The organism is Stutzerimonas kirkiae (assembly GCF_004327335.1).
GTDB lineage: Bacteria > Pseudomonadota > Gammaproteobacteria > Pseudomonadales > Pseudomonadaceae > Stutzerimonas > Stutzerimonas kirkiae.
In genome coordinates this window covers 80,199-100,801 of the sequence record NZ_QJUO01000003.1, presented here as the reverse complement: position 1 = coordinate 100,801, position 20,603 = coordinate 80,199, and the positions used below count along the sequence as shown (strand labels likewise).

Sequence of the window (20,603 nt, the reverse complement as noted above, 5' to 3'; positions counted from 1 at the left end):
AGTTCTTGGCCTTACTGCAATTTGCGAAGATGCCACTGAATAACCCAACAATTGGCTCAAACCGTTCGCCTCGCTCACTGGGACGGGCTACAGCCTACCTCTTGGCTTAATCGTTTGGCCTCGCAACAGATACTCGTTCAGACTCCTTATAAAAGGCAATCTTCTCGGAAATCGTGGTCGCGGCCCTTTGCATATCGTCCATGACTTGCTGCAACTCCGCGAGGTGGGTCTCCAGCATTAGACGCCGATATGGGTAGGTCACGTCCCCGGCACTTCGCAATATTGCAAACTCTTTCATTCTTGCAATAGGCATCCTTGTCGCGCGCAACCTCACAAGAAACTCCACCCAAGCGATGTCCGCCTCCGCATAGCGGCGTTGCCCCCCGATACCTCTCCCAACGGGAGAGATCAGGCCGATACGTTCGTAGTAGCGCAGCGTATGGGGCGTCAGGCCCGTACGCCCTGCGACTTCATGGATGGATAGCAACTTCATACAGCGATCCTATTTTTCGCCCACTTTCACGCCACGCGCCTCAAAAACACTCCTGGCTGCAGAGATTCCGTTAAGCGCACTCGGAAAACCAGAGTACACGGCCATCTGCAAAATAACCTCGACAATCTCTCTTGGCGAGCAGCCCACATTCAGCGCCCCACCAATATGTACCTCCAATTGAGGTCTTGCATTGCCGAGGGCCGTGAGAGCTGCAACGGTGGCCAGTTCTCGTTTAGCGTCGGACAAGCCAGGCCGCGCAAATACATCCCCATAAGCAAAATCGACGATCCATTCCCCGAGTTCAGGAGCCATATCGCCGAGAGCATCAACGACGGCACGGCCATCGCTGCCAGTAATGCGCTTTAGAGCCGCCTCGCCAGTAGCACGCCTCTCGTTACCATCTTGCGCGAGCGCAGGTGTTGCTAAGATTGGCAGAACCAACATAGCCAACTTGAACTTTTCCAAACTTGACTTCTTGAACTTCATTGCAGTACTCCTCAATGGACGACACAATGAGGCTACTGGTTAGAGCGCGCTCTAAGTCAAGCAATACCTTCAATCGCCAAATCCGGTCGATATGTGACTATCGAAAGCCAGATCACCGCGTGTCGTAGCCAGGCAGCCTGACAACTCATCCAGGCCGACGCCGCTTCGCGGCGCGGCTTGATTCAGGCAACATGCCCCCCAAGGGATAAACAAGCATGCCGAAATCCGAACTCCAGGCGCCACACCGCGCCCCGCCACGATGACAGAACCCATGACCGAACACCCGCTCTACCTGCTCGACCAACTGGAACAGGCCGATATGCTGGAGATCGACGGCCTGCATGCCTTCGACTTCCAGCTCGACGACGATCTGCTCGACCAGGCCGATGCCGCCGCCGAGGCTGGCCTGCCCTTCGCCAGCGACGCCATCGCGCTGCGCATCGAATGCCAGGATGGCCGCGAACGCCGGCACTGGCAGTTCAGCTACAACGCCCTGATGGAAGCCCTGTACCAGCCGGAAAGCGAAACCTGGCAGTTGCCGGGAAGCTCGCTCAAGTGCCTGTCGGCCATCGGCGTCAGCGCCGAGGACGAATAAGGCTATCGCCTGAAGCCAAGAGAACACTGAGGACTGGAAGATGTTCACCCCCAAGCATTTCGCGGCACCGAGCGTCGAGATGATGCACCAGTTGATCCAGGCATCGCCGCTCGCCACCCTGGTCACGCTGTCCTCCCGGGGCCTGGAGGCCAGCCATATTCCCCTGCACCTGAGCGCCGCGCCGGGCGCCCCGGGCGTCCTGCGCGGCCATGTGGCGCGGGCCAACCCGCTCTGGAAGGATCTCGACGCAGGCGGCGAGGCGCTGGCGATCTTCCACGGCCCCAACGCCTATATCACGCCCTCCTGGTACCCGACCAAGCAGCGTACCGGCAAGGCCGTGCCGACCTGGAACTACGTCGTCGTGCATGCCTATGGCAGGCTGCGCGCCATCGACGACCCGCATTGGCTGCGCACCCAGCTCGACCAACTCACAGCCCACACCGAGTCCGGACGGGCAGAACCCTGGCGGGTCGATGACGCGCCCACCGACTACACGGAAAAACTGCTCAAGGCCATCGTCGGCATCGAGCTGGTCGTTTCCCGCCTGGAAGGCACCTGGAAGACCAGCCAGAACCAGCCGGCGGAAAACCAGGCGGGCATCATCCAGGGGCTGACAGCCAGCGCTGGCGACCTGAACATGGTCCACCTGGTCGAGGCCAGCGGCAAGCAAGCCTGAGCCTCCTACGCCATGACCAACCCAGCGCATCGGGCCACCACGACATGAGCATCCGCAAGCTCGGCCCTGCCGACCTCGACGCCGCCAGCGCCCTGTGCATGGCCGCCTTCATGGACGCCGTCGCCCCGACGCTGAATGAACGAGGGATCCAGACCTTCACCCGCATCGCCGCGCCCGAAGCCTTCGCCGAGCGCATGCGGGGTGACAACCTGATCCTCGTCCTCGAGGATGCTGGCGAACTGCAAGGGCTGGTCGAGCTGAAGGAAGGACGGCACCTGGCCATGCTGTTCGTCGCCCCCGAGCGCCAGCGGCAAGGCATCGGCGGCCGCCTGCTCGCCGCCATTCTTAAACAGGTGCGCAGCGACCTACTGACCGTCAATGCCTCCCTGACCTCGGTCGCGGCCTACAGGCGCCATGGCTTCGAGTGTTCAGGCGAAATCGCCGAACTCTCCGGGCTGGTCTACCAGCCGATGGAAAAACCACTGCCAGGAGAGAAGACCGATACCCCATGAGCGTATCGAGAAATTGCTGGTAGATCCGCCAGTTCGACGAAGGGCGCCTTGATCTGGGCGCTATTGCCGGAGCGACCGCCGCATACCCCGGAAGTCCCCGGCTGGCCAGCCTTTATGCGTGGCTGTGTGCGCTATCGTCAGTCGCTGGACGAGCAATGCCCCGAGGCGCCTCGCACCACGCAGGAATATCCGCAGCAGGACTGAATGGCATAGAGGCAGTTTCAGGCCATTGTGCGTAGGCATGCCGACTCCAGCTACCTCTAGCCGACGCCATCGCTTACAACAACGCCTGGTAGAAACGCAATTCGCATTCCAGCGCATCCGCCAGGTTCTCGGCCTTGCGCAGGCCGTGCCGCTCTTCTTCATACAAGCGGTACTCGACCGGCACGCCCCGGGCGCGCAAAGCGGCCACCATCGACTCGGTCTGCTCCGGCAGCACCACCGCATCCTGGCCGCCCTGGAAAAAGATCACCGGCGTGTCGATCCGTTGCGCATTGTGCAAGGGCGCCCGTTCACGGTAACGCTCTGCCTGGGCCTTTGGCTCACCGATCAGCCAGTCCAGGTAGTCGGCTTCGAACTTGTGGGTGACGCGCCGTAGCGCCAGGGGGTCGCTGACCCCGTAGAGGCTCGCCGCGCCACGGAAGCAGCGGTTGCCCACCAGCGCATTCAGTGCCGTGTAACCGCCGGCGCTACCTCCGCGGATGAACGCCCGCTCACCATTGACCAGCCCTTCCTCGGCCAGATAGCGGCGCAACGCCAAGGCGTCCTGTACATCGAACAGGCCCCACTGGCCTTCCAGGCATTGCCGGTAATCCCGGCCAAAGCCGCTGCTGCCCCGGTAGTTCAGGTCGGCCACGGCAAAGCCACGCTGCGTCCAGAACTGGATGCGCGGGTCGAAGACCGGGTAGCAGGCCGACGTTGGCCCGCCATGCAGGAACATCACCAGGGGAGGCAAGCCGTCGTCGGCAGGCGCCTGGCCATGCAGGCGGACGGGCGTATAGAAGAAGGCATGCGCCTGCTCCCCCAGCGGACCAAAGCGCAGCGGCCGGGGGCGGGACACTTGATCGTCCGGCAAGGGCCGCCCGCCCCCGGCCAGCACCCGCACCTCGCCACTGTCGCGCGCGATGGCGAGCACCGCGGGCAGCCGATCCTCGGCGGCGGCGATGCAATAGAAGGAATCCTCGTCGCAGGCCAACTGGCGGAAACGACTGAACTCCACGGCCAGGCGCCGCTCGCGGCCCTGGCCATCGCGCACGATCAACCGCCCGAAGCCCTGCTCGATACGGCACAGCAGCACACCCTCTTCCAGGGGCAGGTAACTGACCACCCCGAGTTGCCAGGGGCTGGGCGCATGATCGAAGCGGCTATCGGCCATGAGCGGCTGCATACGGTCCTGTGTCCAGCACCAGGGTTGCCACCAGCCTTGCCCGTCGCTCAGGCAGAACAGGCGCCCACGACGATGGAAACGCGGCTGCTGCCATGCGGCTTGCGTCCCTTCGCCAGACAAGCGGCGCGGCGCCTGCCAGCCTGCCGCGCCGCGCTCGGCCAGGCATAAACGGGTAAGGGTCCAGGGCTGCTCGGGGCGGTCCCATTCGATCCAGGCCAATGCCATGCCATCCGCCGACAGGCAGGGCGCGGCATAGAAATCGCCACCCTCGGCGATCACACAGCGCCGTGCATCGAGCAACCCGATACTGACCAGGCGATGCACGACGCCCTCCCCGCCATGTTCCTCCTCGACCGCCAGCACCGCCTGTCGCTGTGCGTCGAAACACAGATCGCCATAGCGGCAGCCCTCGCGCAGCAGTATCCGTTGCGGCGCACCATCGAGTGCCTGCCGGTAGAGCTGTTGATCGGCCTCATTGACGAAAGCCACGCCCTGCCCGGTCATGCACAGGGCTCCGCCACCGTATTCATAGACCCGGCTGCGCAGCGAAAAGCCATCCGGCGTCAGGCAACGGCGCTCGCCCCGCCGCTGAAACCAGAGGCGGCAGCGCCCCGTGTGCGGATCGAACAGCGTCCACAGCAGTCCTCCATGGCCAACCTGCAATTCGGCGAAATCACAGCTCGCGGCGGCAGCCTGCCCGGCACTCCAGGCAGAAGGCCAGAAGCCGAACTTCAAGGTGCTCTTGTTCATTATCGCTCGCTCCTGGGGTCCGCCCTGTGACCGTGGGTCGCCCATGGCCACAGGAAATCGTATTTGTTGTAGCCTGACAGGCCTAGGGGCTGTCGCCGTTTCGTCACGAACCGTGTTGCAGTGAGAAACGTCAACAGACCCTAGCGGCCCCTTTAATGGCCGCCATTAGCACAACGTCAAAAAATTGCTCCAGGCAATTTTTTGCAGGCAATACGCTCAACGCCTGCTTATACTGGGCGCCCCCTGAAACCATGGAGATATTCTCGTGAACAAAGCCGAACTGATCGAAGCGATCGCCGAGTCCGCAGACCTGCCGAAGACCACTGCCAGCCGTGTGCTGGATGCCTTCACCGACACCGTGACTGCAGCCCTGCAGAAAGGCGACAGCGTAGCCCTGGTCGGTTTCGGTACTTTCGCAGTCAAGGAGCGTGCCGCCCGTGATGGCCGTAACCCGCAGACTGGCGCCACGATCAAGATCGCTGCGGCCAAACTGCCAGGCTTCAAGCCCGGTAAAGGTCTGAAGGATGCTGTGAACTGAGTCATCCGCGTCCCCGAGCGGCAGAACCTGTCCATACAGGGTGCCATCGGGGACGCTCCTATCCCGCCACGCTTCCCCCCACCCGCAAGACCCCCGTATCGATGGCCAGGTGCACCAGTTCCGCATGGGAACTGACCTGCAGCTTGCTCTTGAGCATCGTCAGGTAGTTGGAAACCGTCTTGCCGCTGATGCACAGTTGCTCGGCGATCCGCTTGGCCGGCATGCCCTTGGCCAGCATCACGAAAATCTCGAACTCGCGCTGGGTCATGCCGCGCAGCCTGAGGTTCTCGCTGGCATCCGACTGCGGCTGGCAGGCCAGCTCCGTCGCCAGGGGCTGCTCGATGTAGGGATAACCCGCGAGAATCCGCCGCACCGCCTCCACCAGCACGTCCGGCGATGCCTTCTTGGTGACGTAGCCACAGGCACCGGCTTGCATGGCCTGGCGCACCAGTGACAATTCATCGTGCATGCTGAAGAACAGAACCGGCAGCTGTGGCAGGCGCACCAGCATGCGCCGGGTGGTTTCCAGGCCACTGATGCCCGGCAGGCCGATGTCCATGATCACCAGGCCGGGAATGTCCGCCTGGATGCTCAGCAAGGCTTCCTCGCCATCCCGCGCCTCGCTGACCCGCGCCTCGGGCAGCAGTACGCGCAACAGACTGGCACAGCCCTGCCGCACCATGGCGTGATCGTCCACCAACAGAATCTTCATAGGCTGTGCCCTCGCCTGCCGACTGCGCCGGGCGCGTCAAGCGCCGGGCCTGCATGTCATCCTAGAGAGCGCGGCGCGGCATCGACCTACTACCTTGGTATCGGCACCGTACTACTTTGGCGAAAAGCCCCGGAACGCAGCGCCGCCCCGCCCGGAAAGCAGTACTTTGGTACTGCTTTCATTCACCAACGTAGGATTCCAAAGCAGCACCCTTTGCCCTGTAATGCAAACCAAGTCATCGAGGCGTACAGGACAGTCGATGGGACAGATACTGTTGTCACCCCTGCTGGTCATGTCTCTGCTGCTGGGCAGTGCCCGGGCCGACGAAAAACCGCCCCTGTTCAATACCGACGGTTACCGCCAGGAGCATTACCGAAGCCCGACCCCCGAACAGGCTCCCGGAGCCGTGACGGTCGATACCGCCGCCCTGCGCCAGCTTCTCGAACGGCAACCGGAAGCCGTGCTGATCGATGTGTTCCGCCGTACCTGGCGCTTCGGGCAGTTCTTCGAAGACCAGCCCCACAGCAACCTGCCCGGCAGCGTCTGGCTGGCCAATACCGGGGATGGCACGCTGGAGCCTGGCTGGGAGGCCTACTTCACCCGCAACCTCGAAAGACTCAGCCAGGGCCGCAAGGATGCCGCGATCGTGTTCTATTGCCGCTCGGACTGCTGGCTGGGCTGGAACGCCACGCGGCGTGCGCAGGCCATGGGTTATACACAACTGTACTGGTATCGCGATGGCATCGACGGTTGGCAACAGGCTGGCCTGCCCCTGCATGAAGCCACGCCGGAGCCTTTCCCGGCGCCTTGAGGCGCCGGCAGCGCGCCACGCCATAATCACAACAACAAGATAAAGGTAACCTGCCATGTACAAGATTCTTATCGCAGACGACCATCCACTGTTTCGCGAAGCGATCCATAACGTCATCAGCGACGGTTTCCCGGGCAGCCAGATCATGGAGACCTCGGACCTCGAGACCGCGCTCGCCCTGACCCTCGAACACGACGACCTGGACCTGATCCTGCTCGACCTGAACATGCCCGGCATGCACGGCCTCAACGGCCTGATCAACCTGCGCAACGAAGCGCCCACCATCCCGGTGGTGATCGTCTCCGCCGAGCAGGACAAGCAGGTGGTGCTGCAAGCCATCACTTATGGCGCGGTGGGCTTCATCACCAAGTCCTCGCCACGGGCGCAGATGACCGAAGCCATCGAGCAGATCCTCAACGGCAACGTCTACCTGCCGTCGGACATCATCCGCAGCCAGAAGACCTCCCTGCGCAGCTCCCAGCACAACGAGCCGGGCATTCCACCGGAACTGCTGCAGGCGCTGACCCGTAAGCAACTGCTGGTGCTCGAGCGCATGGCCAAGGGCGAATCCAACAAGCAGATCGCCTACAACCTGGACATCGCCGAGACCACGGTCAAGGCCCACGTCTCGGCCATACTGCGCAAGCTCAACGTGCACAATCGCGTACAGGCCATCCTCTCCGCCGGCGACATCGACTTCGCCGCCTACTTGCGTCGCTGAAGGTACGACAGCCCCCGGCCAGGCCGTTGCTTTATCATTGCGCTTCATTTTCCTGCGAGCGGCCTTCGGGCAAGCGGAGAAAGGAAGGCGCTCGGCGATGCAGCGACCCTGTCCGCCAGCGGCGCATCGCGCCTTCACCGCCTCCGCTCGCACCACCCTCCACAGCCAGCGGAAACAGACAATGCGCAAAGCCATGGCACGCCATATCCTGGTCAAGACAGAGGCCGAAGCCCAGCAATTGAAACAACGCCTGCTCAATGGCGAAGCCTTCGACGTGCTGGCCAGAAAGCACTCCACCTGCCCTTCAGGAAAGAAAGGCGGCGATCTCGGCGAGGTCCGCCCTGGCCAGATGGTCCGCAGCATCGACCAGGCGATCTTCAAGAAACCCCTGCGGGAAATCCACGGCCCGATCAAGAGCCAGTTCGGCTACCACCTGCTGCAAGTGTTCTACCGCGAGTAAGGGGAAAACTTCACAGGATTGCGCCGCAGGTGTTGCCAGCCCGCGGAGCATTCGTCATAATGCGCCGCATCCTGATTTCAGGCTTTTGAAAAAGCCAATGCAATCAACGAGTTGCTAATCTTCCAGCACTCGTGGAGCTTGTCAGACAAGCTTGGGATTTGAGGCCGGTTGGCAGAGTGGTTATGCAGCGGATTGCAAATCCGTGTACGCCGGTTCGATTCCGACATCGGCCTCCATATTCGAAAGCCCCGTGAACCCTGGTTCACGGGGCTTTTTCTTTGGCTATGTCCGAGTTACGTGCTGCATGGGGCGACCCACCGCCTCCTGCAAGCAGTAGCTGGGACATAGCCTTTTCTTTGGTTCATCGCGGACTCTGGGGGAAGAGCGAGTTGACAGGCAGGGAAGCAGGTAAATTGGCAGTCGCCAAACACACCCTTCGATCGTGTCCCTGCTGTCGCCATGCATCCTATTGATCTTGCCGCTTTCTGGCCAGGCTACGAAGTCGTCGCCTCTCGCCCCGTAGCTGAAAACACCCTGCTGATTGAGCTGGAACCCCAAGCCACGCAAGTGCCCCGGTGCGGGCGCTGTCAGCAGCCCAGTCCATTGATTCATGAGCGGCGCCTGCGCCAAGTACGTGACCGCGACTTGTTGGATCAACGAGTCCTGCTCCAACTGCCCATGCGTCGCGTCGACTGCCTGCGCTGTGGGCGAGTGACCGAGCGGAGCGATTGGCTGGAGCCGGCTTCCCGTCTGACTCAGCGTTTACGGGCCTGGCTCGAAGGCTTGCTGCGGATACTGCCCATCAGCCACGTCAGCCAACTGACCGGCTTGCACTGGCACACCCTCAAGGCGCTCGACAAACGCCGCCTGGAGACGCAGGTCGGGGCCTTCGAGCCGGGCGCCGGGCGTCGCCAGGTGATGGATGAGTTCGCCTTGCACAAAGGCCACCGCTACGCCACGGTGATCATGGACGCCGAGCGAACGCGGGTGCTGTGGGTTGGTCACGGCAATAGCCGTGAGGCCATTCGACCGTTCTTCGAGTTGCTCGGTGAGCGCTGCCAGCAAATCGAAGCGGTGGCGATGGACATGAACACCGCCTTCGATCTGGAGGTGAAGCAGCATTGCCCTCAAGCCGAAGTGGTGTACGACCTGTTCCATGTGGTGGCGCGCTACGGGCGTGAGGTGATCGACCGCATTCGTGTCGATCAGGCCAACCTCCTGCGCGACGACAAACCGGCACGCAAAGCGGTCAAGCGCAGTCGCTGGCTGCTGCTGCGCAACCCTGAGAACCTCAAGGACGGACAAGCCGTGCAGTTGCAGGAACTGCTCGCCGCCAACCAACCCTTGGCTACGGTTTATGTGCTCAAGGACGCATTGAAGGAAGTCTGGTACGCCCCGAGCGTATGGGAAGGCTGGCAACGCTGGCGGGCCTGGCTACGGCAGGCCCGTGACAGTGGCTTGGCACCACTACAGCGCTTCGCCAAAAACCTCGGGCGTTATATCCGCGGCATCCTCGCCAGCGCCAATTTCCCGATGCATACCAGCCTGCTGGAGGGTGTGAATAACCGCATCAAGGTGATCAAGCGCATGGCCTATGGCTTCCGGGACTCGGGCTACTTCTTCCTGAAAATCAAGGCCGCCTTCCCCGGGAAAGTGCGATGAACCAAAAAAAAGCCCCCACGCGATACAACGCGAAAGGGCTTTGCGCACGACGAGAACGCTTACTTGCTTTCGATGAAACGCGCCAGGGACGGCGACACCTGGGCGAAGTCGATGGCCTTGTGGTGCAGGCTGCCATCCTTGGCCTCGACGGTCAGCCAGAGCTGGTCCGAAAGCTTGGCCGCAGGCGGAATCGGGATTTCCACCCAGCGATCCCAGCGAGTACCGCCCAGGACACTCCCTGCCGCCCGTAGCGAGCGTGGCTTGCGTATCTTCAGATAGGCTGAACGTATATCCGCATCGCACCGCTCACAGAAACGCACATAGAACGACTTGTGATAGGAGCCAGCCGCTTCCTGCGGGAGCTTGTGGTTCTCCTCGGCGAGCGTGAAGCCCCAGGGGCCGATCCGGCCGCTGTAGGCATCGTCACGCATGGTCGGCTTGAGGGGCGTGTTGACGAATGCCACGGCAAAACCCACAGGCAACAGCACCAGCAGGGCGACCGCCACACGGCGCCCCCAGGGGCTACGGATAGCCTCAAGGCTCGCGCCTTCCTGTGGCTTGCCTTCCCTCGCCTTGCGCGCGGGCTGTGGCTGCACGGGCTGCCACGGCCAGTTGGGCATGTAGAACACCAGCGCCGCACCGGCAATCGTCAGCCAGCCGAACCAGGCCACACTGCCAATGCTCCAGCCCCGCGCATGAAAATTCATGTACAGCGCCAGAGCCAGCAACACCCAGCCCAGAACGCGCAGAATCCGGCAGGCCAGGGCCGGCAAGGTACGCCGTAGAAAATGCTTGGCATGCTTGTCCATGGCCAGGGCCAGCGCCACGAAACCGGCCAGGCTGGCCAGCAGAATGTACAGGTCGATCATCAGGCCGCCCCTCCGGGCAGAAGCATCCAGCAGACCAGGGCAAGCACCACGGTGGGCAGGACCATCCCCAGCCAGGCGCGGGTAGCGCTCCTGGTACTGAATACCCAGATCACCACACAGGCATAGACGGCGAAACTGAGCAGAGTTGCAGCCAGAACGGCATGCGCCTGCTGCGTTGGCCAGATCAGCGCCAGTAACACGGTGACCACGGACGTCAGGGCATAGCCGCCCAGTACGGCGGCGAGCACCCGCGACGCCACCCTCCAGCGGTAGCGGGCAGATTCACTGATATTCATTGCGCCACCACCTCCTCGACCGCCGGTTCTTTCGCTGGTTTTCTCTCTCTGGCCGCCGCTTCGGCTTTCAACCACTTCGTCCTGAGTTTCACTGCCGCATAGGCGAACAGCGCGGCCAGCGCCAACATCGTCAGGTCGAAGCCCGCCAACACCCAGTCGCCGTAGGGCAAGGTCACACCCAGGTGCTTGTCGGTGGTCAGGGCATTGAGTAACGGCAACAGCGCATAGGCGGCCACGGCGATCCAGAGGATTTCCAGCCAGGCCTTCTTCAGCGGCCGCAATGCGGCGTAGACGAAGGTCCAGCCCCATACCACGAACAGGCTGTGCGCTTCCCAGGCGGCGCGGTCGGCCATATCGACGGGCAGCAGCCGGTTGGCCCAGAAGTAGGCGGCGATGGCCACCGGCAGGCCGACGATGGTCCCGGCGTTGAGAATCTCGACCAGCCGCAACCCCGCGGCGTCGAAACGCGACGAGGCATCCTTCTTCAGATGCCGGCCGCGCCGCTTGACGGTCCACAGCACCAGCCCCGTGCCGATCATCCCGCACCCCAGCAGGCCGGAGAGGAAGTACAGCCAGCGCAACCACCAGTCCGCGAACAGCCCCTCGTGCAGGGCCAGGATGACGCCACGGGTTTCCAGCACGGCATGGTGTTCATGATCATCCGCCATCGGCTGCCCATCCACTGCGCTGAAACGCAGGCTCGGCGCGTCATAGACGACAATCTGCCCTCCGGAAACCTTGTGCAGCTCGACATAGGCCCCATCCTTCTGCGGATGGCGCAGGCTCAGCGAAGCCACATTGCCGGCCCCCCACTCGGCCTCGGCCTTTTCCAGCAGCGAATGCAGGGAAACCCCGGGCTTGGCGACCGGCAGGAAGACCTCGTCCCGATCGCGCTCGAACAGTTCATCGTAGAACCGGTTGCGATCCGCATCCGACGTTCCGTATACAGTCCCTATCCCGGCGGGCATGTACTGTGAGGGAAAGAACATCAGGCCGCTGTAGGTGATCATCAGGAAGAACGGCAGCGCCATCACGCTGATGATGTTGTGTGCGTCGAGCCAGGAGCGCTGCCCCTTGCCCGGGCGAAAGGTGAAGAAGTCCTTGAAGATCTTCTTGTGCGTGATCACACCCGAGAGGATGGCCAGCAGCATCAGCATGGTGCAGATACCCACCAGGCGGATGGCGACATCGTAGGGAATGTAGTGCAAGGCATAGTGCATGCGGTACAGCAGGGTGCCGCCACCCGTGTTGCGCGCCTCGACGGTTTCCTTCACCTCGCCGGTTCCGGCATCGAGCTCTTCGCTGTTATAACGCCCCCATATCTGGCCGCGTTCGGGCATCTCCTCCCAGGAGATCTCCAGGCCATGCACGCGCCGTGCGCCCTGGTCGTAATGGGGCAGCTCGATATTCCAGCTCTTGGCATTCACCGCGTCGCGTTCCAGCCGCGACAGCGCCAGCTCCAGCGCCAGCCCTCGGTCCACGTCCTGCAGACGCTCTGCCAAGGGCAGCTCCGGACGCATCCAGCGCGAGATCTCGCCCGCCACATAGCCGGCCGTGCCAGTCACGAAGACGAAGAACAACACCCAGCCGACCACCAGCCCCGTCCAGGTATGTAGCCAGGCCATCGACTGGCGGAAACCTTCCTTCATTGGTCTAACCCTTGCTGTGTTCAGGTCGCGAGGGCAATGGTACGGAAGACGATCGCCCGGCACTCAGGGGCGGTAGGTTAACGAAAACGACAGTCAAAACCTAGTGAGAATCAGTCTTGAGCGCGACTTTCCGACGATACGGGACGGAATTTTGAGAAGGGTTTCCAAACAATAGGAAATAGCCGGGATTCCAGCGGGCAGAGGGCCACGATATGCGTATGCCAGCGTCTCGACAAAGGCGCTGGAGGCCGAAGGCTGGACGAGAAACACCGAGTTGTCCCAGCCTTCAGCGCTCATTTCGGCTCGTTGCCGCGCATGGCGCTATGACACTGGCCTGTCGGAGGGCTCCGGACAGGCTGTGATGGAAATCGCTCAGAGTGAACGCACCTGCTCTTCGGCAAGGAAATCCTCTTCCAGCAAGGCATCCTGCTCCGCACGGGCAAGCCCATCGCTACCCTGCGGCTGCCCCGTCGCACGCTTGCTGCGCAATTTGCCGAACTGGTGGACAAGCGCGTTGCCCAGCTTCTCGATGGCACCATCCACAGCCAGTTCGATAGACTCGGCCTTGTGGGTCACGGAAACCGGTTGCAGCCCTTTCGGCCGCGCCTCGATCTGGCAACGCTTGTCCTGAGCGCCGGACTTGACGCCATTCTCGTCATTCAGATGAACCACGATGCGCGTCAGTTCATCGTCGAAGCGCTCCAGACGGGCCTCCACACTGGCACTGACCCACTCGACCAGACGGGCGCTACCTTCGATGTGGTTATCGCTATGAACCTGAATTTGCATAGGTCTTCCCCTTTCGCCTTCTTGAATGACTGCGTATGGGTCAACCTATGCCACCGATCGAAGCTTTAAGCAAGCCGGGGCCATTTCGAAACGTCACAAAACCGCAAAGCTCCAAGCCTGGGCAAGCGGCGAAGAAGTTGTTTACCCTGGGCCTGGACAATCGCAGTGAGGCGTTGTCATAACAGAGCGGTTCGTCACTCACTCCACCTGCAAAGGAACCTTGCAATGAGCCTGTTCAACACGATCCTGGAAAAACTCGGTTTTGCTGAAAAAGCGCATGCGGCGCCCGCCCCGGCGCCTGCGGCCACCCCCGAAGCGGCAACGACACACCCCATCAGCCAGGTGGATGTGATCGCGAAACTCGAAGACCTGGCCGCCAAGCACCCGGAAAAGCTCAACTGGCGCACCTCAATCGTCGACCTGCTCAAGCTGCTGGGCCTGGACAGCAGCCTGGGCGCGCGCAAGGAGCTGGCCGTCGAACTGGGCTACCCGAAAGACCAACTGGACGACTCGGCCAAGGTCAACATCTGGCTGCACAAGACCGTCCTGCAGAAGCTGGCCGAAAACGGCGGCAACGTGCCGCCGGAACTGCTGGACTGAGGGAACGCCCCCGCCCCCTTCACGATCGCCTCTAGCAGGCGCTCGTGAAGCGTACCTACAGGGCGCTCAGCGCCCGGTATTCATCCTGCGCATGCTGGTCGGTCATGCCACTGACGAAATCCTGCAGCATGCGCGTGCGATGGTAGAACTCCCATAACGACGCATCGGCTTCGGCCGCATCGAGCGCCCTGATAGCCTCGTGGTAGGCCTTGACCAATTGGCTGGGCAGGCGCCGCGCCAGCATCTGCAGATGTGGTTCGCTGCGGCAGGTGCCCTCCGTCAAAGACTTGAAGATCTGCGGGCTGACGCGCAACAGGCGGCCGTAGTCGTCCAGCAGCCCCTGCAGGATCCGATAGCCCTGCAATTGCAGGGTTTCCACTTCGCGATGGCAGAACACATGCTCCATCGCCACGTCCTTGAAGGTCTGCACGATGGCATTGGGCAGGCTGTCATCCTCCAGCAGAGCCCGATCCAGCGTACCGTGGTAGACCGCCTCGATATTGTCGATGAACTGCCGGGCGGCGTGCTGCACCAGCGGATGCACCATGTTCACCCGCAGCCAGATGAAGAATTCCCCGACCTTGTTGATCGGCTCCTTGTCGGCGCGATCCTTGGCATATTCCAGCATCGAGCGGAAACTGCGCCGGCTACCCGGCAACGCGCGATCCACGGAGTCATGCTCGGCGAACTTGGCCAGCAGCAACTGGACCAGTTGGTCGATGCTGAAGATGCCCTTCTCCACCGAATCCTCGATATCCGCCAGGCAATAGGCGATATCGTCGGCGGCCTCCATGATGTAGACGACCGGGTGGCGGCTGCCCACCTGCTGGCCGAGGGCCCTGCGCATACCCTCGACGAAGGGCTCTTCCGAGAGATAGAAGCCCGGCTTCTTGTGCAGGTAAGCACCGGCTGTCCCCTTCGCGGGCTTCGCCGCATAGGCGGGACGCACATACTTCATCAGTCCCGCCGTCTGCGTATAGGTCAGGTTGAGACGCAGCAGCGTGGTCACCAGGCGTATCGCCTGGGCATTGCCTTCGAACTGCTTGAGATCGCGCAACATCTTCGCGCGCAAATCACCGTCCCCTTCGCCTGTCGGCACGGCCCGTTCGAACAGCGTATCCAGCGAGCGCTCGAACCATTCGCCTATCGCGTACTCGCCAAAATGGCCGAAGGGCGGGTTACCGATGTCGTGCATCAGGCAGGCCATTTCCACCAGGCTTTCGAGCGCCCCCTCCAGGCCGTCCAGCCCATACTCGCCAGCGCGCTCGCCCAGTTGCTTGTAGAGCGTCCTGACGATGAAGCGCCCGACCTGCTGCACTTCCAGCGAATGGGTCAGCCGACTGCGCACGGCCGCATTGCGCTCCAGTGGAAAAACCTGGGTCTTCTGCTGCAGGCGCCGTACCGCCGCCGAATTGATGATACGGCCACGATCGCTTTCCAGTTGGTCGATCACTGCCTGCAGGTTGTCATCCACCGTCTGAGCGTTGGACTCGGACCTGCCATTGTGGGGACGCTGGCGGGAAATCCTCTGCTTGAAATTCACCAATCCAGGCATGGCGCTACTCGACTCGGTTGAAAGCCCGCAGCCTAGCGCGATGTCGCGTACTTACCAAGGCATCCGCCGCCATGGGCAAAATGCCGCTGCGACAGAATGTCATTACCGGCGGCCCCGTCCCAGCCCCCATCGCTGAACGCCTGCACCCCGGGACAGGCGGCCCGGCCGGAAGCGAGCAGCGCTTCCGGCGCCTGGCAAAGCGCCGATCAATCTGTTATTCAGGCGCTCTCCAGCCAACGGGTCTCGAAGATGAGTCGGGCACACTTCCACCAGGAACATGCCAGCCAGGCAGCCAAAGAAGCCTTGCGTCTCTACCGGCACAAGGACGAACTGGGCCCGCACTGGCTCTCGTGGGTCGCCACCGAACTCTATCGTATGAGCCCGCCACCCTATGCGGCCATGGTCCGCCGGGAATTGGAACGCTTGCAGAAACAGCCCTAACGACTTCGGAGCCTACCGGAGCGCAGCACACTTGCGTGTAGACCATCGACCAGACGCATGAACGAGGTTTACCCATGAGCACCACATCATCCGACATCTGTGCAGCCGCCGACCTGCTGCTGGGTTTCGTCGGCTTCAACAAAAAAAGCGGGCGGCATATCGTGCGCTTCAGTGAAGACTCTTTCGGCATGGACGTGGACGAAGACAGCATCACCCCGGCCAGCGAGTTCGTCTGGAACCGTGTGGACGACCAGTCGATGACGCTGAGCCGCGACCTCATCCAGTTGCTGCTGGATCAGCACGTCAACGACCGACTGGGCATCACCGACCCCCTGCTGGTGTACATGCTCCGCAGCGACCTGCCGGAAATCGCCGCCCAGCGGTATCTGAAGTAATCACTTGCAGGTATCCAGCCCGCTCGTTCGAGCGTACCCTCGGAGCAACTGTCCACTCGTCTGGAGGTGCAATGGCCAATGAACAGCGATATGCCTGATACAGCCATCCCCCATTACGAGGCGACACCATGAGCAAGAGTCTGGATAGCAAGAAAAACGCCAAGAAGAAACCCTTGAAAACGGCGCAGGAGAAACGCCAGGCCAAGCGCGAGAAAAAGGACGGCCCGCCGATCCTCGGCAGCCACGCGGCCACCCACTGAATTCCGCGCCATACCCAACACGCCCCGCACGGCCATCCGTGCGGGGCGTGTTTCCATCCACAGTACTCGCATGAACGCCCGCCTTCGCTGCCGCACAGGCATGTGCTGAAACTCATTGCGACTGGATTGGCAATAGTGTGCGAGTTATCGGGCGTTGTCAGCGATGCTCCAGTCAGTGGTGTCACGCTCTTTCCCACAGGCGCGCCGATAGTGGCTGCGCTGATCCCGAGATCGCGCTGTACGATCCTGAAGCCATACACACCATTGCCAGTACGCTCGCAACGAGGCAACGCAGACAAGCCCAGGCCGGGGCTTTATGCGACCGCCCTACTCGCCGCCCATGAGATCATCCCCTCGTCTGCCCGGGCGCAAAAAGCGCTAGAATCGCACCTTCTTTTAAACGTACCAAGCGAGACCATCCATGGGCGCACAGTGGAAAGCCAAACCCAAAGAAGCCGCAGCCAATGCCCGAGGCAAGATTTTCGGACGTCTGGTCAAGGAAATCATGATCGCCGCGCGCAATGGCGCCGACCCGGACATGAACCCCAAGCTGCGCCTGGCCGTACACCAGGCCAAGAAGGCCTCCATGCCCAAGGAGACGCTGGAGCGCGCCATCAAGAAAGGCGCCGGCCTGAGCGGTGAGGTCGTCAACTTCGAACACACCACCTACGAAGGCTTCGCCCCGCACCAGGTGCCGCTGATCGTCGAATGCGTGACCGACAACATCAACCGTACGGTCGCCGAGATTCGCGTGCTGTTTCGCAAGGGGCAACTGGGCGCCAGTGGTTCGGTGGCCTGGGATTTCGACCATGTCGGCCTGATCGAAGCCTCCAGCGACAGCGATGCCGACCCCGAACTGGCCGCCATCGAGGCCGGCGCCCAGGATTTCGAGGAAGCCGACGAAGGCAATACCCTGTTCATCACCGACCCGACCGACCTCGATGCCGTCAGCCGCGCGCTGCCGGAACAGGGTTTCACGGTCAATACCGCCAAGCTCGGCTACAGGCCGAAGAACCCGGTCGGCAACCTGACGGCGGAACAGCTCGAAGAAGTCGAGGCATTTCTCGAAGCCATCGACGCCCATGATGACGTGCAGAATGTCTATGTGGGGCTGGCCGTCTGAACACTACAACGGCAAGGTGGCGAGACAGGCGCCTTGCCGCGCCGGAAAGGTGACACAGCATGAGCACGACGAAGAACAGCACGCCCTATAGCCAGCGGGAACAGGGCTACCGGGAAAAGGCACTGAAGATGTACCCCTGGGTCTGCGGGCGCTGTGCCAGGGAATTCTCGGGTAAACGCCTCAGTGAGCTGACGGTCCATCACAAGGACCACAACCACGACAATAACCCCGAGGACGGCTCGAACTGGGAGCTGCTGTGCCTGTATTGCCACGACAACGAACATTCGCGCTATACGGACAACCAGTACCACGCCGAAGCGAGGCCCGGCAGCGATCTCGGCCCCAAGGAAACCTTCAAGGCGTTCGCCAACCTGGCGCAACTGCTGAAGAAAGACCAGGACTGAAAAAGCACTGGCACTTCCCTCGCAGATGAAAAAAAGCAAGGCCGGGGACATCACCCCGGCCTTGCTCTCCAGGGCCTGTTGCCGTTTCGGCGCCGCCGCTGCTTACTTGACCAGAACGACCGGCACCGATACTTCATGAATGACACGGGTCGTGGCCGAGCCCAGCAGCATGCCGCTGAAGCTGCCCAGGCCGCGGGTGCCCATGACCACGGTATCGCAGCCAAGACGCTTGACGGCATCGTTGACCTGCTCGGCGACATTGCCGAAGACCGCATGGGTCTCATGCTTGATCGAAGCGGCCGCGAGCACGTCGGAAGCCTGCTGCAGGACACTCTTGGCCTTGGCCAGCAAGCCGCTGTTCAGGTTCTCGATGATGTTGGCGGTGAAGTACTCGCCATACATGCCGCCCTCGTAATACTGCACATTGAGTACATGCACTTCGAGCTCGGCGGAATATTCACGAGCAAAATCCACAACGTATTGCAGGGCACGCTTCGAGTTGTCGGACCCGTCGAAAGCAACCAGAACCTTGCGCATTTCCTATCTCCAATTCGATTGATGTGAACAGCATAAAAGACTGATGCAAGCAGTATGAAAGCGTCATGCATACTCGGCAGGCAAGAGTCGACTTGCATTGACCTGGCACAAGGCCTGAGCGACTAATCCGGCTGGCGGCCCCGCTCCTGCACCAGTACCCAGGGCGCTACCACTACGGCCCAGAGCTCCGGGTCCCGCTCCAGCCAGTCCTGCGCATTATCCGCCCCGACCCTGGCCACCTGCGCCGAACCCAGCCAGTGGCCGACCTTCGCCTGGTCATCCTCCGCGAACGCCAGCGCCACCTCGACCAGGTCGGCCCCCTCGGACACATGCAACAAGGCTCCACGGGCAAAGAAAGGCTGCAGTTCCTGCCAGGAAATCACCGCGGTTTCCCCGAGCAGCTTCGCATAGAGCATGCCCTTTTCTTTCATCCGTCCGACTCCAGCGCTGAAAAACCCGGACATGATAGCGCGACCCCGTTACGGCTATGCAAGAAAACGGCTAGCCAACTACACTGTACCGGTACAGTTGCCGGAGCGCTGATCTCCGGCCCCTCGCTGGCGACCGCCAGTCGCGGGACTCACAGAATAACGATTTGGAAGTGGAGCATTACATGCAAACCAAACGACATCTTTCCGGGCTGCTGCTGGCTGCCGCATTGAGCGGCGCGGCCAACTGTGCCCTGGCAGTCGAAACCATCAGAATAGCCCTGCCCGGCCCGGTCACAGGCTCGGTCACCCAGTATGGCGACATGGTGCGCGCCGGCGCGCAACTGGCCATCGAGCGCATAAACCAGGCCGGTGGAGTCCGTGGCGCGCAGCTCGAAGGCGTGGTCTACGACGATGCCTGCGACCCCAAACAAGCCGTTGCGGTCGCCAACAAGATCGTCAACGACGGCATCCGCTTCGTGGTCGGGCACGTTTGCTCCAGCTCGACGCAGCCCGCTTCCGACATCTACGAAGACGAAGGCATCCTGATGGTGACCCCATCGGCCACCGCCCCGGGAATCACCACACGCGACTTCCAACTGGTGTTCCGTACCATCGGCCTGGACAACCTGCAAGGGCCGATTTCCGCTCGCTACATTCTGGAACACCACAAGGACGCCACCATCGCCGTACTGCACGACAAGCAGCAGTATGGCGAAGGTATCGCCGGCGAAGTGAAGAAGACCCTGGAAAAGAGCGGGCTCAAGGTCACGCTCTACGAAGGCCTGAATGCCGGTGACAAGGACTACTCCTCGCTGATCTCCAAGCTCAAGCGCGCCAACGTCGACTTCGTCTACTTCGGCGGCTATCACCCGGAAATGGGCCTGCTGCTGCGCCAGTCCAAGCAGGCCGGCCTGCACGCGACCTTCATGGGCCCCGAGGGCGTGGGCAACACTGAAATCAGCGCGATTGCCGGTGATGCGTCGGAAGGCATGCTGACCGTGCTGCCGCGCGACTTCGAGAAAGACCCGAAGAACCAGGAACTGGTCGATGCCCTCAAGGCCAAGGGTATCAACCCGAGCGGCATCTTCATCATGCTCGCCTACTCCGCCGTCGATGTCATCGCCCAGGCCATCGGCAAGGCCGACAGCAGCGAACCGGAAGCGGTCGCACAGGCACTGCGCACCTACAGCTTCGAAACGCCGACCGGCACCTTGAGCTACGACGCCAAGGGCGACCTGACCAGCTTCGACTTCGCGGTCTACAAATGGCACAAGGACGGCAGCAAGTCGCCCGCACAGCCATAACGCAGCGCCTGCCCGACCCGAGCCCACGGCAAGCGCCGTGGGTTTTCTTTGCAGCCTGCCATCCCTCGCGCCTGCCCCGAGGCGATGCCGGGAAAGGCTCCCGGTCGTTTCCTGAATGCCGGCTGCCGCGATAAACGCTCTGTATCG

General features: G+C 62.0%; 26 protein-coding genes, 1 tRNA gene and 1 pseudogene. 17 read left to right on the top strand and 11 right to left on the bottom strand.

What is annotated here, in order from left to right; translation table 11 throughout:
- Positions 1–106: 106 nt before the first annotated feature.
- The gene (locus tag DNJ95_RS03355; protein WP_131183302.1) at positions 107–493 is read right to left on the bottom strand and encodes a MerR family transcriptional regulator; all 387 of its coding nucleotides are present in this window, start codon (positions 491–493) and stop codon (positions 107–109) included.
- Positions 494–502: 9 nt separating this feature from the next.
- Positions 503–937 carry a carboxymuconolactone decarboxylase family protein gene (locus tag DNJ95_RS03350; RefSeq protein WP_131183391.1) on the bottom strand — a complete coding sequence of 145 codons (435 nt, stop codon included), beginning with the start codon at positions 935–937 and terminating at the stop codon, positions 503–505.
- 313 nt (positions 938–1,250) lie between these two features.
- Here DNJ95_RS03350 and DNJ95_RS03345 point away from each other — a divergent pair, with 313 nt between their 5' ends.
- The 4 genes from DNJ95_RS03345 to DNJ95_RS19160 are packed head-to-tail and all read left to right on the top strand — an operon-like array spanning position 1,251 to position 2,966.
- Positions 1,251–1,574, top strand: a complete 324-nt coding sequence (locus tag DNJ95_RS03345; RefSeq protein ID WP_131183301.1) for a DUF5629 family protein — start codon at positions 1,251–1,253, stop codon at positions 1,572–1,574.
- A 40-nt stretch (positions 1,575–1,614) separates the two neighbouring features.
- Positions 1,615–2,250 carry an FMN-binding negative transcriptional regulator gene (locus DNJ95_RS03340; RefSeq protein WP_131183300.1) on the top strand — a complete coding sequence of 212 codons (636 nt, stop codon included), beginning with the start codon at positions 1,615–1,617 and terminating at the stop codon, positions 2,248–2,250.
- Between the two features lie 44 nt (positions 2,251–2,294).
- A complete protein-coding gene (locus DNJ95_RS03335) occupies positions 2,295–2,762 on the top strand; it encodes a GNAT family N-acetyltransferase (protein ID WP_131183299.1) in 468 nt (155 codons plus the stop codon).
- A 48-nt stretch (positions 2,763–2,810) separates the two neighbouring features.
- Positions 2,811–2,966 (top strand): hypothetical protein, encoded by a 156-nt coding sequence (locus tag DNJ95_RS19160; protein WP_165491540.1) that lies wholly within the window; start codon positions 2,811–2,813, stop codon positions 2,964–2,966.
- 73 nt (positions 2,967–3,039) lie between these two features.
- Here DNJ95_RS19160 and DNJ95_RS03330 read toward each other — a convergent pair whose 3' ends face one another.
- The gene (locus tag DNJ95_RS03330; RefSeq protein ID WP_181953368.1) at positions 3,040–4,899 is read right to left on the bottom strand and encodes an alpha/beta hydrolase family protein; all 1,860 of its coding nucleotides are present in this window, start codon (positions 4,897–4,899) and stop codon (positions 3,040–3,042) included.
- Between the two features lie 265 nt (positions 4,900–5,164).
- Between DNJ95_RS03330 and DNJ95_RS03325 the strand changes: the two genes are divergently transcribed.
- The gene (locus DNJ95_RS03325) at positions 5,165–5,437 is read left to right on the top strand and encodes an HU family DNA-binding protein (protein WP_131183298.1); all 273 of its coding nucleotides are present in this window, start codon (positions 5,165–5,167) and stop codon (positions 5,435–5,437) included.
- Positions 5,438–5,495: 58 nt separating this feature from the next.
- Here the strand turns inward: DNJ95_RS03325 and DNJ95_RS03320 are convergent, their stop codons facing one another.
- On the bottom strand, positions 5,496–6,149 hold the full coding sequence (locus DNJ95_RS03320) for a response regulator (protein ID WP_131183297.1): 654 nt from the start codon (positions 6,147–6,149) through the stop codon (positions 5,496–5,498).
- Positions 6,150–6,408: 259 nt separating this feature from the next.
- Here DNJ95_RS03320 and DNJ95_RS03315 point away from each other — a divergent pair, with 259 nt between their 5' ends.
- From DNJ95_RS03315 to DNJ95_RS03295, 5 genes and pseudogenes are all read left to right on the top strand, one after another.
- Positions 6,409–6,960: a PQQ-dependent catabolism-associated CXXCW motif protein gene (locus DNJ95_RS03315; protein ID WP_131183296.1), complete on the top strand. Its 552-nt coding sequence runs from the start codon at positions 6,409–6,411 to the stop codon at positions 6,958–6,960.
- A gap of 55 nt (positions 6,961–7,015) precedes the next feature.
- Positions 7,016–7,681: a response regulator gene (locus DNJ95_RS03310; protein ID WP_131183295.1), complete on the top strand. Its 666-nt coding sequence runs from the start codon at positions 7,016–7,018 to the stop codon at positions 7,679–7,681.
- A 178-nt stretch (positions 7,682–7,859) separates the two neighbouring features.
- Positions 7,860–8,141, top strand: a pseudogene (locus tag DNJ95_RS03305) (peptidylprolyl isomerase); the annotation flags it as partial.
- 162 nt (positions 8,142–8,303) lie between these two features.
- Positions 8,304–8,377, top strand: a tRNA-Cys gene (locus DNJ95_RS03300).
- Between the two features lie 223 nt (positions 8,378–8,600).
- Complete coding sequence (locus tag DNJ95_RS03295) at positions 8,601–9,803, top strand: ISL3 family transposase (protein ID WP_131183293.1); 1,203 nt, start codon at positions 8,601–8,603, stop codon at positions 9,801–9,803.
- 59 nt (positions 9,804–9,862) lie between these two features.
- On the opposite strand, the gene DNJ95_RS03290 is transcribed toward DNJ95_RS03295, so the two are convergent.
- The 4 genes from DNJ95_RS03290 to DNJ95_RS03275 form a co-directional block, all read right to left on the bottom strand.
- Entirely contained in the window at positions 9,863–10,672 is an 810-nt protein-coding gene (locus DNJ95_RS03290) for a DUF3325 domain-containing protein (RefSeq protein ID WP_131183292.1), read from the bottom strand.
- Complete coding sequence (locus DNJ95_RS03285; protein WP_131183291.1) at positions 10,672–10,968, bottom strand: DUF3649 domain-containing protein; 297 nt, start codon at positions 10,966–10,968, stop codon at positions 10,672–10,674. The genes DNJ95_RS03290 and DNJ95_RS03285 overlap by 1 nt, the downstream gene beginning before the upstream one ends.
- Positions 10,965–12,617, bottom strand: a complete 1,653-nt coding sequence (locus DNJ95_RS03280) for a PepSY-associated TM helix domain-containing protein (protein WP_131183290.1) — start codon at positions 12,615–12,617, stop codon at positions 10,965–10,967. Before DNJ95_RS03280 ends, DNJ95_RS03285 begins: the two co-directional genes overlap by 4 nt.
- Before the next feature lie 372 nt (positions 12,618–12,989).
- Complete coding sequence (locus DNJ95_RS03275) at positions 12,990–13,406, bottom strand: HPF/RaiA family ribosome-associated protein (RefSeq protein WP_131183289.1); 417 nt, start codon at positions 13,404–13,406, stop codon at positions 12,990–12,992.
- 225 nt (positions 13,407–13,631) lie between these two features.
- Here DNJ95_RS03275 and DNJ95_RS03270 point away from each other — a divergent pair, with 225 nt between their 5' ends.
- Positions 13,632–14,006: a DUF3597 domain-containing protein gene (locus DNJ95_RS03270; protein WP_131183288.1), complete on the top strand. Its 375-nt coding sequence runs from the start codon at positions 13,632–13,634 to the stop codon at positions 14,004–14,006.
- Between the two features lie 55 nt (positions 14,007–14,061).
- Here DNJ95_RS03270 and dgt read toward each other — a convergent pair whose 3' ends face one another.
- Positions 14,062–15,561, bottom strand: coding sequence for a dGTPase (gene dgt / locus DNJ95_RS03265; RefSeq protein ID WP_131183287.1), 1,500 nt, complete (start codon positions 15,559–15,561; stop codon positions 14,062–14,064).
- A 249-nt stretch (positions 15,562–15,810) separates the two neighbouring features.
- Here dgt and DNJ95_RS03260 point away from each other — a divergent pair, with 249 nt between their 5' ends.
- The 5 genes from DNJ95_RS03260 (at position 15,811) to DNJ95_RS03245 (ending at position 18,184) form a co-directional block, all read left to right on the top strand.
- Complete coding sequence (locus DNJ95_RS03260) at positions 15,811–16,002, top strand: hypothetical protein (RefSeq protein ID WP_131183286.1); 192 nt, start codon at positions 15,811–15,813, stop codon at positions 16,000–16,002.
- Between the two features lie 74 nt (positions 16,003–16,076).
- Positions 16,077–16,397 carry a DUF2025 family protein gene (locus DNJ95_RS03255; RefSeq protein WP_131183285.1) on the top strand — a complete coding sequence of 107 codons (321 nt, stop codon included), beginning with the start codon at positions 16,077–16,079 and terminating at the stop codon, positions 16,395–16,397.
- 128 nt (positions 16,398–16,525) lie between these two features.
- Positions 16,526–16,657, top strand: coding sequence for a hypothetical protein (locus DNJ95_RS19650; RefSeq protein WP_276330873.1), 132 nt, complete (start codon positions 16,526–16,528; stop codon positions 16,655–16,657).
- Between the two features lie 421 nt (positions 16,658–17,078).
- Positions 17,079–17,780 carry a YebC/PmpR family DNA-binding transcriptional regulator gene (locus DNJ95_RS03250; RefSeq protein ID WP_131183284.1) on the top strand — a complete coding sequence of 234 codons (702 nt, stop codon included), beginning with the start codon at positions 17,079–17,081 and terminating at the stop codon, positions 17,778–17,780.
- A gap of 59 nt (positions 17,781–17,839) precedes the next feature.
- A complete protein-coding gene (locus DNJ95_RS03245) occupies positions 17,840–18,184 on the top strand; it encodes a YajD family HNH nuclease (protein WP_131183283.1) in 345 nt (114 codons plus the stop codon).
- A 102-nt stretch (positions 18,185–18,286) separates the two neighbouring features.
- Here the strand turns inward: DNJ95_RS03245 and DNJ95_RS03240 are convergent, their stop codons facing one another.
- A complete protein-coding gene (locus DNJ95_RS03240; protein ID WP_131183282.1) occupies positions 18,287–18,721 on the bottom strand; it encodes a universal stress protein in 435 nt (144 codons plus the stop codon).
- Between the two features lie 122 nt (positions 18,722–18,843).
- The gene (locus tag DNJ95_RS03235; RefSeq protein WP_131183281.1) at positions 18,844–19,152 is read right to left on the bottom strand and encodes a DUF2288 domain-containing protein; all 309 of its coding nucleotides are present in this window, start codon (positions 19,150–19,152) and stop codon (positions 18,844–18,846) included.
- 182 nt (positions 19,153–19,334) lie between these two features.
- Between DNJ95_RS03235 and DNJ95_RS03230 the strand changes: the two genes are divergently transcribed.
- On the top strand, positions 19,335–20,456 hold the full coding sequence (locus tag DNJ95_RS03230) for a branched-chain amino acid ABC transporter substrate-binding protein (RefSeq protein ID WP_131183280.1): 1,122 nt from the start codon (positions 19,335–19,337) through the stop codon (positions 20,454–20,456).
- Positions 20,457–20,603: the final 147 nt, after the last annotated feature.